The organism is Pseudorhodoplanes sp. (assembly GCF_059499825.1).
Map to the genome: position 1 here is coordinate 60,646 of NZ_JCABZI010000018.1, position 11,703 is coordinate 72,348.

11 protein-coding genes are annotated in these 11,703 nt (G+C 62.6%); 4 read left to right on the forward strand and 7 right to left on the reverse strand.

Going from position 1 to position 11,703, the window contains the following annotated elements; translation table 11 throughout:
- Positions 1-17: 17 nt before the first annotated feature.
- The gene (locus tag AC5I5I_RS21795) at positions 18-1,199 is read left to right on the forward strand and encodes a hypothetical protein (RefSeq protein WP_495976553.1); all 1,182 of its coding nucleotides are present in this window, start codon (positions 18-20) and stop codon (positions 1,197-1,199) included.
- A gap of 69 nt (positions 1,200-1,268) precedes the next feature.
- Here the strand turns inward: AC5I5I_RS21795 and AC5I5I_RS21800 are convergent, their stop codons facing one another.
- Complete coding sequence (locus AC5I5I_RS21800; protein WP_495976555.1) at positions 1,269-2,237, reverse strand: Bug family tripartite tricarboxylate transporter substrate binding protein; 969 nt, start codon at positions 2,235-2,237, stop codon at positions 1,269-1,271.
- 203 nt (positions 2,238-2,440) lie between these two features.
- Here AC5I5I_RS21800 and AC5I5I_RS21805 point away from each other — a divergent pair, with 203 nt between their 5' ends.
- Positions 2,441-3,364: an ABC transporter ATP-binding protein gene (locus AC5I5I_RS21805; RefSeq protein WP_495976556.1), complete on the forward strand. Its 924-nt coding sequence runs from the start codon at positions 2,441-2,443 to the stop codon at positions 3,362-3,364.
- Complete coding sequence (locus tag AC5I5I_RS21810) at positions 3,361-4,122, forward strand: ABC transporter permease (protein ID WP_495976557.1); 762 nt, start codon at positions 3,361-3,363, stop codon at positions 4,120-4,122. The genes AC5I5I_RS21805 and AC5I5I_RS21810 overlap by 4 nt, the downstream gene beginning before the upstream one ends.
- 13 nt (positions 4,123-4,135) lie before the next feature.
- Here the strand turns inward: AC5I5I_RS21810 and AC5I5I_RS21815 are convergent, their stop codons facing one another.
- From AC5I5I_RS21815 to AC5I5I_RS21840, 6 genes are all read right to left on the reverse strand, one after another.
- Complete coding sequence (locus AC5I5I_RS21815) at positions 4,136-4,966, reverse strand: SAM-dependent methyltransferase (protein ID WP_495758532.1); 831 nt, start codon at positions 4,964-4,966, stop codon at positions 4,136-4,138.
- Between the two features lie 20 nt (positions 4,967-4,986).
- The gene (locus tag AC5I5I_RS21820) at positions 4,987-5,838 is read right to left on the reverse strand and encodes a class I SAM-dependent methyltransferase (protein WP_495976558.1); all 852 of its coding nucleotides are present in this window, start codon (positions 5,836-5,838) and stop codon (positions 4,987-4,989) included.
- A complete protein-coding gene (locus AC5I5I_RS21825; protein ID WP_495976559.1) occupies positions 5,835-7,535 on the reverse strand; it encodes a class I SAM-dependent methyltransferase in 1,701 nt (566 codons plus the stop codon). Before AC5I5I_RS21825 ends, AC5I5I_RS21820 begins: the two co-directional genes overlap by 4 nt.
- 20 nt (positions 7,536-7,555) lie before the next feature.
- On the reverse strand, positions 7,556-8,380 hold the full coding sequence (locus AC5I5I_RS21830; RefSeq protein ID WP_495976560.1) for an SAM-dependent methyltransferase: 825 nt from the start codon (positions 8,378-8,380) through the stop codon (positions 7,556-7,558).
- A gap of 93 nt (positions 8,381-8,473) precedes the next feature.
- Positions 8,474-9,169, reverse strand: a complete 696-nt coding sequence (locus AC5I5I_RS21835; RefSeq protein ID WP_495976562.1) for an SDR family NAD(P)-dependent oxidoreductase — start codon at positions 9,167-9,169, stop codon at positions 8,474-8,476.
- A gap of 3 nt (positions 9,170-9,172) precedes the next feature.
- Positions 9,173-10,039, reverse strand: coding sequence for a type 1 glutamine amidotransferase (locus tag AC5I5I_RS21840; RefSeq protein WP_495976564.1), 867 nt, complete (start codon positions 10,037-10,039; stop codon positions 9,173-9,175).
- Positions 10,040-10,202: 163 nt separating this feature from the next.
- Here AC5I5I_RS21840 and AC5I5I_RS21845 point away from each other — a divergent pair, with 163 nt between their 5' ends.
- Positions 10,203-11,702: a glycerol-3-phosphate dehydrogenase gene (locus AC5I5I_RS21845; protein WP_495976566.1), complete on the forward strand. Its 1,500-nt coding sequence runs from the start codon at positions 10,203-10,205 to the stop codon at positions 11,700-11,702.
- The last annotated feature ends 1 nt before the right edge of the window (position 11,703 follow it).

Genomic DNA, 11,703 nt, shown 5'->3' on the forward strand with positions numbered 1-11,703 from the left:
GAGAGACAAGGGCCTGCATGCGCCATCTGGCTATCGGATTCGCAATCGCAGTATTCTCGGTCCACGGCGCGATGGCGCAGGACAAGTCTGCCAAGCCATCTTCTGCCCAGCCGTCTTCCGCCAAGCCATCGCCCGACGCGGCGATGGCGGAGTATCATAGGAAGCACAAGGAATGCTTGGCGGCGCGTGCGAAGCATGAAGCCGTCGCCGTGCCGTACTGGTCGCGCGTCGGCGAATTGCGTCAGGCACGCATGGCCAAGCGGCGTGCCGGCCAGCCGGTGACGCTCTCCGATTATGTACTCGAACAGCCGCCGCTTTATTCCGGCCCGGCCTGTCCGCGCGATCCGTCCGTACGGCAGGAGGATCAGCCCGACGACAAGCCCGAGCTTCCGGTGGTGGCGGACTTCCTGCGCAGCGCCAAGGAGCATTTCGATTTCGCGCCCGAGCAGGCCAAGGAGATCGACTTCAAGCGCGCTTACGTGAAAATCGCCTCCGAGGCCGGCATTACCCGCGAGCAGATTGTTCGTATTTATAGCTTCGAGACCGGCGGCAACGGCCGCTACGACGCTCAGGCCGGGCTTATTTTCAACAAGCCGGACGCGCGGGCGATCTCAACCGCACTTGGCTATAACCAGCTGTTGACCGCCAATACCACCAGCCTGCTAGCCGGAAAGGGCGACCGGTTCGTGAAGGTGCTGCAGGCGCGCGCCGCCGAATTATCCGGGGAGCGGCGCAAGACGCTGGAGCGCAAGATCGAAATCCTGAAGCGGAAGGTGACGTTCAGCAAGACCGTGCCGGAGCGGTGGAGCGATCACGTCAAACTGGCCCGCACCCAGAAGGGCTTGGCGCTCCACGCGCTCAACCTGGACATCGATATCGGGCCGCTGCTGCAGACGCAGAAGCTGCTCGATTCGGTCCGCTTTGCGAAGATCAAGGGGATCGACCGGACGCTGACGGCGGCTGAACTCGAGATGATGAATCTCACCGGCGACGGTAACGGTTTCGACATGCTGTCGCTGACACCGGAGATGCGTGCACAGGTGCCGACCTCGAACTTCTTTCAGCGGCTCGGCTATGAGCGCAATCCGATCGCCATCCGGACCAAGGTGGTCGAAAAGCTGATCGCCGAAACCAATGCGGTGATGGACAACAGAAGCCAGGCCGACGGCGCGAAGGATCTGGCGCGGCTGTTGGAGTGATCCGCGGAAGGCGCTCCCAAAAAGAAAAACGGCCCGCAGCGATGCGGGCCGTTCTGTCATTCGGCCGGATCAGTTCAGCGTGATATTGGCTTTCTTGATCACGTCGCCCCAGCGCTTGTATTCGCCGGCGACGAAGGCGCGGGTCTGTTCCGGGGTGGCCAGCACCGCGGTCAGGTTCTGCTTGTCGAATTGCGCCTGCACGTCCGGCGCGTTGAAGGCTTTCTTTGCCTCGGCATAGAGCCAGTCGATGATTGGCTGGGGCGTCTTGGCCGGCACGAAGAAGCCGAACCACGGACCGCTCTCCAGCTCGGGCAAGCCCGCCTCGGCGACCGTCGGCACGTCGGGCAGCGACTTCGCGCGGCTTGAATCGGCGATCGCGAGTGCGCGAACCTTCTCGCCCTGGATCTGCGGCACCGCGATCGTCAGCACGTCGAACAGCATGGTGACATGACCGGCGATCAGGTCCTGCTGGGCCGGTGCACCGCCACGATAGGGCACATGGTTGATGTCGATACCGGCCGCCGACTTGAACTGCTCTCCAACGATGTGCCCGGTGCTGCCATTGCCCTGCGAGGCGAAGGTCAGCTTGCCGGGATTGGCCTTGGCATAGGCGATCAATTCCTTCAGCGTCTTGGCCGGCACCGAAGGATTGACGACCAGCACGTTCGCAGTCTTTGCCGCGATCGTGACCGGCACCAGGTCCGTTTCCGGGTCGTAGTTCAGCTTCTGCAGGTGTGGGAGGATCGCGTTCGTGGCGTGGAAGCCGACATAGACCGTGTATCCGTCCGGCGGCGACTTGGCGACGAAGTCGGCTGCGATTGCGCCGCCGGCCCCGGTCTTGTTCTCGACCACGGCGGTCTTGCCGGCCTCATTCAGTTTCTGCGCGAAAGCACGGCCGACGATATCGGCGACGCCACCTGGCGGCGTCGGCACGATAATCCTGATCGGTTGCGACGGATAAGTCTGCGCGACGGCATAAGGCGCTACCGCACAAGCAATCACTGCGGCGAATGCCAAAGATAAGGCACGTTGATGCACGGGGTTCCTCCTTCTGTGGTCTTGTTGTGACGTTTCGTTGGAATCGAATTACCACGGATTGACCGCCCGGGCCTGCCAAGACTATGTCGCAGGCGAAGAAAGTGTCCCGCATCGTGGGTTTTTCGTTCAATTTTTGGCCGAACCGGGATTGCTCTTCCGTTCTGGCGAGAAACCACTACATCGCCGCTGCAAGGCCCACATACATGTCTTCTGTCATCTCGATCCAGAATCTGTCCAAGACCTACGCAACCGGCTTTCAGGCGCTGAAGAGCGTTTCGCTGGACATCCGCGCCGGCGAGATTTTTGCGCTGCTCGGCCCCAACGGCGCTGGTAAGACCACGCTGATCGGCATCGTCTGTGGCCTGATTAATGCCAGCACTGGCAAGGTGACCGTCGGCGGCCATGACATTGTCGAGGATTTCCGCCCCGCGCGCGCGATGATCGGGCTGGTGCCGCAGGAATTGCACACCGACTCGTTCGAGACGGTATGGGCCACCGTCAGCTTCAGCCGGGGCCTGTTCGGCAAGCCGAAGGACCCGGCCTATATCGAAAAAATCCTCAAGTCGCTGTCGTTGTGGGACAAAAAGGATTCCAAGATCCTGACCCTGTCTGGCGGCATGAAGCGTCGTGTGATGATCGCCAAGGCGCTGTCGCACGAGCCGCGCATCCTGTTCCTCGACGAGCCGACCGCCGGCGTCGATGTCGCGCTGCGCAAGGACATGTGGCAGGTCGTGCGCGAGTTGCGGGCTTCCGGCGTCACTATCATTCTCACCACCCACTATATCGAGGAAGCCGAAGACATGGCCGACCGCGTCGGCGTGATCTCGAAAGGCGAGATCGTGCTGGTCGAGGACAAGGCCGAACTGATGCGCAAGCTCGGCAAGAAGAAACTCACCGTTCAGTTGCACAAGCCGCTCGATGCGGTGCCGGAGCCGCTTGCGAAATATGGGCTTGCCCTGGTGAACGACGGCACCGAGCTGGTCTATGCCTACGACACCAAGGGCGAACGCACCGGCATCACCGCGCTTTTGTCCGACCTCAACGCCGCGAATATCCGTTTTCGGGATCTGCAGACCGAGCAATCCTCGCTGGAGGATATTTTCGTCGGACTGGTGGAGCGCAAATGAACTGGCGGGCGATTCTTGCGATCTACAGATTCGAGATGGCGCGCACCTGGCGTACGCCGATGGGGAGCATCCTCTCGCCGGTGATCTCGACTTCGCTCTATTTCGTGGTGTTCGGCGCCGCCATCGGCTCGCGCATCCAGGAGGTCAATGGCGTCGACTACGGCGCCTTCATCGTGCCCGGCCTCGTGATGATGATGCTGCTCACGCAGAGCGTGATGAATGCGTCGTTCGGCATCTACTTTCCGCGCTTTGTCGGCACGATCTATGAAATCCTGTCGGCGCCGGTGTCGTTCATCGAGATCGTGATCGGCTATGTCGGTGCGGCGGCGACCAAGTCGATCATCCTCGGCGCCATCGTGCTGGTAACTGCGGGTTTCTTTGTGCCGCTGAAGATCGCCCATCCGGTCTGGATGGTGTCGTTCCTGGTATTGACGGCCGTGACCTTCAGTTTGCTCGGCTTCATCATCGGCATCTGGGCTGATGGCTTTGAGAAGCTCCAGGTGGTGCCGCTCTTGATCATCACGCCGCTCACCTTTCTGGGCGGCAGCTTCTACTCGATCGATGTGCTGCCGCCATTCTGGCAGACCGTGAGCCTTTTCAACCCGGTTGTGTATCTGATTTCGGGCTTCCGCTGGAGCTTCTTCGAAGTCTCCGATGTCAATGTCAGCGTCAGCCTCGGCATGACGCTGGCATTTCTGGTCGGCTGCCTCGTTGCGGTATGGTGGATTTTCCGCACCGGCTATCGGCTGAAGGCCTGAACGCGCGCCGCGTCTACCGCGTCGCCGTCCAGTCTGTCTCCTTGCCGCCGCTATTGGCCTTGCCGGTGATCGCCTTTTCGGTAACTGCGCCGGTATAGCGCGTGCCGCCGGCGGTGAATGCGATCTGGTCGCCGGTCAGCTTGCCTTCCGTCACCGGCGTGATGACGTTGCCGTTCTTCAGCGTGCCCTTGACGTCCTGATAGGTCTGCTCGAGCGTCAGTTCACCCTCCGGCGTCTTCCAGCTGCCCTGAACCTTGGCCGGCACCAGCCAGAAATAGGCGGTGCAGTGCGAGGTGCAGACCTCGCCGCCGTTTAGCGAGACCGTCTGGTCCGCCCGCCAATCGCCCATGTCGAAGGAGTTCGACACCAAACGGGTACCGGGCTTCATGTTCAGCAATATGGGACGCAGCTTGACGTTGAGCGACGGCAACAGAAACATCGTGATGACGGTCGCCTTGGAGAAATCGCTTTCGAAAATGTCGGCCTTCTCGAAAGTGGCCTTGGCGCTCACGCCTTCCTTCTCGGCATTCTGCTTCGACAAGGCGACCATGTCCGGATTGTATTCGATGCCCTTCGCCGTGGCGCCGCGCTTGGCCGCGGTGATCACGGTGCGGCCGTCGCCGGAGCCGAGGTCGATCACGTAATCGTCCGCGGTGACCTTGGCCATGTCGAGCATCTTGTCGACGAGGTTCTGATTGGTCGGCACCCAGACCACGTCCTTGCCGCGCTGTCCGACTTTCGGCTCGAACGCGGGAGCGGGCTGCGCGATTGCGCAATTGAGCGCCACTACAGCCGAAACGCAGGAGCCCGTCATCACCCGCACGGAATATCTGAACGCCTGCATTATACTCTCCTTCGCTGCGGTCAGCTGCCGCGCTTCGCTTGCCATGTTGTACCGGACTTGGTGGTGCCTTCAATGAGATTGCCGCGGACTTTGCCGGAATAGGAGACGCCGCCCGCAGTGAATGTCAGTTCGTCCGCCACCAGCCGTCCGTCGGTGAACGGCACGATCGCGTCCCCGTTCGTGATCGTGCCGGAGAAGGTCTGGAACTGCTGTTTGAGCGATAGTTTGCCGGCATTGCCGTTTGTCTCGATGGTCCAGTCGCCATCGACCTTCGCCGGTACTATCCACAACAGCGCCTTGCAGAAGAAGAAATCGCATTCCTCACGCAGCGACTCGACCTGGTCAGGCATCCATCCGCCCATCTCGAACGTGTTGGAGACCACGCGGGTTCCGGGCTTCATGTTGAGGATGGACGGACGCAGTTTGATATTGAGATCGGGGAGGAGGAACAGCACCACCACCGTGGCGTTCGAAAAATCGGTGGCGAACATGTCGGCGCGTTCGAATGTCGCCTTGTCGCCGACGCCCTCCTTGGCCGCATTCGCGGTTGCGACCGCAACGAGGTTTGCGTCGAATTCGATGCCGCGCGCGTTGGCGCCGCGTTTGGCGGCGGCAATCACCGCCCGCCCGTCGCCGGAACCGAGATCCACCACGCGGTCCGCTGCGGTGACCTTGGCGAGATCGAGCATCATCTCGATCAAGGCGCTCGGTGTCGGCACCCAGATCGCATCCTTGCCCGGCTGCCCGACCAGAGGTTTGGCCGGCCGCTGTGCCGTTTGCGCAAGTGCCGCCGGTTGCGAAAGGCAGATCGCAAGGCATACGGCCGTCGCCAGCCGCATGCTTCGCGCCATGGATTGTCGAAGCGCGCTCACGCGCGTCTCGCGTTCCATTTTTGACCGGTTGCGGTCACGCCTTCGATCCTGCGGCCGTCCACCTTGCCGCGATATTCGGTTCCGCCTGCCGTGAACGTGATCTCATTGCCATTCAGCTTGCCGTCGGTGATCGGCGTAGCCGTTCTGCCGCGCCGCATGGTGCCGGTGAAGGTCTGGTATTTCTGCTTGATCGTGATGGTGTTGCGCCCCATGCGCCAACGACCCTCGATCCGAGGCGGCACGATCCACAGCAGCGCCTTGCAATAGGTCTGGCAGTCGTTTTCGACTTCCGCAACCTGGTCCGGCTCCCAGTCGCCCATCTCGAAGGAGTTCGAGACGACCCGCGTTCCCGGCCTCATCCGCAGGATGGTGGGGCGAAGCCTTTCGTTCAGCTCCGGCAGCAGGAACAGCGTCAGCACGTCGGCATTCTGGAAGTTGGTCTTGAAGATATCGCCGCGGCGGAAGGTGGCCTTTTCGCTGACGCCGGCCTTCTTGGCATTGAAGCGCGACAGTTCGACCATCTTCGGATTGTACTCAATCCCGAGCGCGGTGGATCCACGCTGCGCCGCCGTGATCACGGTGCGGCCATCGCCCGAGCCGAGATCGATCAACTTGTCCTTGGGCGTTAGCTCGGCCAGGTCCAGCATCTTGTTGACTAGCGTATTGGCAGTCGGCCACCAGACGACGTCCTTGCCGTCCTGGCTGACCTCCGGAACGAAGGGCGGCTGCTCGCCTTTGGCCGCGGGGGCCTCGGCGGCTTTCGCAGCCGCCGTCTCGGGCGCTGCCCGAGGAGCTGGAGCTTCGGGAGCGGCGGCTCGCGGGGCTGCTGGCTGCGGAGCCTGTGCGGTGACGGCCGGAGAGCCGCGTTTCGCCTGCCAAGTCTCGCCGGACTTGGTCGTGCCGGCGATGGTGTCGCCGTCGACCTTGCCGGTATATTCGACGCCGGCGGCTGTGAAGGCGATCTGGTCGCCATTCAGCTTGCCGTCGGTAACCGGCGTGATGACATTGCCGTTCGAAATCGTGCCGCTGACTTTCTGAAATTCCTGCTTGAGCGCAAGCGCGCTCGAACTGGTGCCGCGTTCGATCGTCCAGTCGCCGTCGACCTTGGCCGGCACGATCCATAGCAATGCGCGGCAATAGCCCCTGCAGTCTTCGGTGACTTCGGCGCGTTCGTCCGGCTGCCAATTGCCCATGGAAAACGAATTCGAGACCACGCGCGTGCCCGGCTTCATGTCAAGAATGGTTGGGCGAAGCCGCTCGTTCAGGTCCGGCAGCAGGAACAGCGTGATGACGGTCGCCTTTGAAAAGTCGGTCTGGAAGATGTCGCCCTGGACGAACGTGGCCTTGCCGGTCACGCCCTCCTTCTCGGCATTGGCGCGCGACAGTTCGACCATCTTCGGATTGTATTCCACGCCGAACGCAGTGGCGCCGCGCTTCGCCGCAGTGATCACGGTGCGACCATCGCCCGAACCGAGATCGTAATGGATGTCGTTGGGCGTGAGCTTGGCCATGTCGAGCATCTTGTCGACCAGGGCTTGCGGGGTGGGGACCCACACGACATCCTTGCCCTGTTGCCCGACGGTCGGCTCGAACGGCTTGTCCGCCTCGGCCGGCTGCGCGATCGCAATCTGCAGCGTCAGTGCGACCGAAAATGATGAAAGCGCCGCAATCCGCGCCGCGTAAGTCATGAACGTCATGTGTCTATTCTCCGTGGCGATCAGGCGCCGCGCTTGGCTTGCCATGTGTCGCCGGACTTGGTGGTGCCCTCGATCGTCGAGCCGTTGACCTTGCCGGTATATTCGGTGCCGCCCGCGGTGAAGGTGATGTCGTTGCCCTTCAGCTTTCCGTCCGTGATCGGGGTGATGACATTGCCGTTCTTCAGCGTGCCGGTGAAATTCTGGTAGGTCTGCTTCAGCGTCAGTTCGCCCTTTTCCGTCGCCCATGCGCCATCGACCTTGGCCGGCACGATCCAGAAATAGGCTTTGCAATAGGACGTACAGCCCTCGGTCACGACCGCTTCTTCATCGGCCTTCCAGTCGCCCATGTCGAAGGTGTTCGAGACCACGCGCGTGCCGGGCTTCATGTCGAGGATGGTCGGCCGCAGCTTGGCATTCAGGCTGGTGAGCAGGAACATCGTGACCACGTCGGCCTTGGAAAAATCGGACTTGAAGATGTCCGCGTTCTCGAATGTCGCCTTGCCGGCCACGCCTTCCTGCTCGGCATTGTATTTCGACAGCTCGACCATCTTCGGGTTGAACTCGATGCCGCGGGCGGTGGCCCCGCGCTTTGCCGCGGTGATCACGGTGCGGCCGTCGCCGGAGCCGAGATCGACGAGATTGTCGGCCGCCGTCACCTTGGCCATGTCGAGCATCTTGTCGACCAGCGCCTGTGGCGTCGGCACCCAAATCACGTCCTTGCCGTCCTGGCCGACCGTCGGCTCGAACGGCTTCTGCGCCGGTTGTGCGAGCGCGACATTCATCGCAACCACCGCGGACAAGCAAGACACCATTGCGGTGCGCGAAACCAGGGCCGACACGTTCATACACTCTTCTCCAGGGATTTTACTCAGGGCCGCGGCCATTCCGCGGTATCAGGTCGTGAATTGCGCGGCGGATCATACTCCTCCGCACGGCGGTTACGAGCGTCCATAGACCGGAACGATGCCGCCTCGCGTGACAGTATTTTCAGGGGACGCAAGAAACAGGATCGTCGCTGCCACCTGTCCGACTTTGGGCCAAAGGGCATGATCGGCTTTCGGCATCGCTTTGCGATTAGCGGGAGTATCCATGATCGAGGGGGCGACCGCGTTTACGAGAACCCCGTCCCTGGCGACTTCTTCCGCCAGCGCCATCGTGAGCGCCGCCACACCGGATTTGGCGATTGTATAGGCAGTCATGCCGGCGCCGGTCCGCGGCTCCAGCGCCGGACGCGCGGCGACATTCACGATCCGGCCGCCGTCCGCGCCAAATGCCGTCAGGGCGGCGCGGCAACACAGGAAGCAGCTCACGATATTGGTGTCGAGCTGGGCCATCAGATCAGTTTTGCCGCTGTCCTTGAGCCGCTTCGCGGCGAAGCCGCCGGCGAGATGGATCGATGCCCACAGGGTGCCGACTTTGGAATAAAACAAATCGGTCTGGTCCTGGTCGGAGAGGTCGACTGATGGATAGAGCCGCACGCGCTCATGGGTGGCATGGGCAAAACCGTGCGCATCGTCGCTGCCGCGGGTCGGGATGTGGCAGATCGCGCCGCGATCGAGCAGGGCGGCGGTCACCGCAGTTCCGAGTGCGCCGGTCCCGCCGGTGACAACCACATGACGGTTCCGAAAGTCCAAGCGCTACTCCCGGCCGCGCTGGCTGCGGGTCGGCAGCACCTGATGGTGGATCCAGTTGCGCACTTCGCGGGTCCGGAAATTCTTGTCGAGCACGGTCGAGTCGAGGCCGAGTCGCCAGGCGCGCGGCTTGTCGTTCGGCTTGTCGTGCAGCACCGCTACCGTCTCCGCATAATCGTGCAGTTCGTCATCGTTGTTGAAGAAACGTTCCTCGATCAGCCGCTTGCCGTGACGCCGGAAGCTCGCGGCGATGTCGGCCAGCGAATATTCCGGATGATATTGCACGCCCCAGGCGGTGCAGCCATTGACCTTCACCTCCGCCGCCTGCACGGCGGAGAAGGCGTTCAGCGCCAGAACCTGCATGTTTGGGGCGAGGGTCTCCACCTCGTCGAGATGGATCGTCACCGCGTCGAACACCTCATCCTTGCCGGCAAAGACCGGATGACCGCGCCCGGAGGCGGTGAGGCGGATGCGGCGGCCGAAGCCGATCTCGCGGCCCTTCGGGTTGCGGCGCACGCTGCCGCCCGCCGCCGTCGTGATGATCTGAAGGCCCCAGCAGCTTCCGAATAATGGTGTTGAGGAATCGAACACCGCCCGCGCCAGTTCGATCTGCGGATCGATATGGGGGCCGCGGTCATAGACGTGCAGAGCGGAGCCCGTAATCACCACGCCGTCATACGATTCAAGACCGCCGCCGTCGGGGAGATTGGCGCCCGGATCGGCCGGATAGCAGATATCCACCGTCGCCCGCTGCAGGAACTCGCGCAGCAGTTCCGCATAGCCCTCGCTCGGCGCGGCCCCGCCGGCGGCCTTCAGAAGGCTACGTCCGTCGGCGGTATTTCCCTCGATGACAAGCAGGCGGGGGGCAGGCATTGAAAATCCGTCACGACGCCTGCCGGGGGAAGCAGGCTGTTCATTTATATAGGGATTTGAGGCCATTTTGCGAGCCCGCCGCTAGTGCGCGGCATCCGAACTCCGCTAGAGTCGGTGGCTGGCCGCCGCAACGGACTGGTGCTGCCGGAGGGAACGACGAGCGATGGCCGATTTCGACCTCGCCATCATTGGGGGCGGCGTCAACGGGGCGGGGATCGCCCGCGATGCCGCAGGCCGGGGCTTGCGGGTGCTGCTGGTCGAGCAGGCCGACCTGGCCTCCGGAACCTCGTCGGCCTCGACCAAGCTGGTCCACGGCGGACTGCGCTATCTCGAACACGGCAAGTTTTTGCTGGTGCGCGAGGCGCTGAAGGAGCGCGAGGTCCTGCTCCGCAACGCGCCGCATATCATCCGGCCGCTGCGGTTTCTCCTGCCGCCGCAGTCGGAGATGCGCTCGCCGCTGCTGCTGCGGTTTGGCCTCTTCCTCTACGACCATCTCGGCGGCCGCAAAATCCTGCCGCCGACCCGCACCGTCGATCTCATCCACAATGTGCTCGGCACTCCGCTGAAGCGGGCCTACCAATATGGCTTTCTGTATTCCGATTGCTGGGTCGACGATACCCGTCTCGTGGTTCTCAACGCGCTTGATGCCGCCGAACGCGGCGCCAGCATCCGCACCCGAACAAAATGCGTGCGTGCCGAACGGGGCGAGGAATGGCGGCTGATCCTGAATGCCCGAGGACGCCGTGACGTGGTGACGGCACGGGCGTTGGTGAACGCCGCTGGCCCCTGGGCCGGACTGGTGGCGGAAACCGTCATCCGTGTAGCCGGGCCTGCGCGCGTCCGTCTGGTCAAGGGCAGCCATATCGTGGTGCCGAAGCTGTTCGATCACGATACCGGCTACATCTTCCAGAATCCGGATCGTCGCGTCGTGTTCGCGCTACCGTATGAGCGCGACTACACGCTGATCGGCACAACCGACGAGAATTTCCAGGGCGATCCAGCCGGGGTTGCTCCGTCAGGTGCGGAGATCGCCTATCTCTGCGAGACCGCGTCGCGCTATTTCCGGCAGCCCGTCACCCCGGACGATATCGTCTGGGCTTTCGCCGGCGTGCGCTCGCTCTACGATGACGGATCGAAAAAGCCGGAAGAGGTCACGCGCGACTATCATCTCGCCTTCGACAAAAACTTCGGGAATGCGCCGCTGCTCACCGTCTATGGCGGCAAGATCACGACCTATCGCAGGGTTGCGGAAGCCGCGCTGAAAAAGATGGCCGATGTGTTCGCGCCCAGCCGGCCATGGACGGCAGGCGCACCGCTGCCCGGCGGCGACTTTCCGTATAACGGCGTGGAGACGCAGGTTGCGCAGGCGCTCCGCACCTGGCCGTTTTTGCAGGAGCAGCATGCCCTGCGTCTGGTGCGCGCTTACGGCACCCGGATCGGAGATATTCTGGGCACGGCCGGAAGCTATGCCGATCTTGGCATGAGCTTCGGTGCCGATCTCACCGAAGCCGAAGTCCGCTATCTGATGACGAAGGAATTTGCGGTCGACGCCGATGACGTCTTGTGGCGCCGGAGCAAACTTGGATTGCGGGTTTCGGATATCGAGCGAGCAGCCTTGCAGCGTTTCATGTCGCCATTGCCGGCGCTGCGACTCGTGACCTGAC

Excerpts from the sequence above, each read along its gene's own strand:
- AC5I5I_RS21815 (WP_495758532.1), bottom strand. The coding sequence starts at position 4,966 with ATGCAGGCGTTCAGATATTCCGTGCGGGTGATGACGGGCTCCTGCGTT.
- AC5I5I_RS21840 (WP_495976564.1), bottom strand. The coding sequence starts at position 10,039 with ATGCCTGCCCCCCGCCTGCTTGTCATCGAGGGAAATACCGCCGACGGA.
- AC5I5I_RS21830 (WP_495976560.1), bottom strand. The coding sequence starts at position 8,380 with ATGAACGTGTCGGCCCTGGTTTCGCGCACCGCAATGGTGTCTTGCTTG.
- AC5I5I_RS21805 (WP_495976556.1), top strand. The coding sequence starts at position 2,441 with ATGTCTTCTGTCATCTCGATCCAGAATCTGTCCAAGACCTACGCAACC.
- AC5I5I_RS21845 (WP_495976566.1), top strand. The coding sequence starts at position 10,203 with ATGGCCGATTTCGACCTCGCCATCATTGGGGGCGGCGTCAACGGGGCG.
- AC5I5I_RS21795 (WP_495976553.1), top strand. The coding sequence starts at position 18 with ATGCGCCATCTGGCTATCGGATTCGCAATCGCAGTATTCTCGGTCCAC.
- AC5I5I_RS21810 (WP_495976557.1), top strand. The coding sequence starts at position 3,361 with ATGAACTGGCGGGCGATTCTTGCGATCTACAGATTCGAGATGGCGCGC.
- AC5I5I_RS21825 (WP_495976559.1), bottom strand. The coding sequence starts at position 7,535 with ATGACGTTCATGACTTACGCGGCGCGGATTGCGGCGCTTTCATCATTT.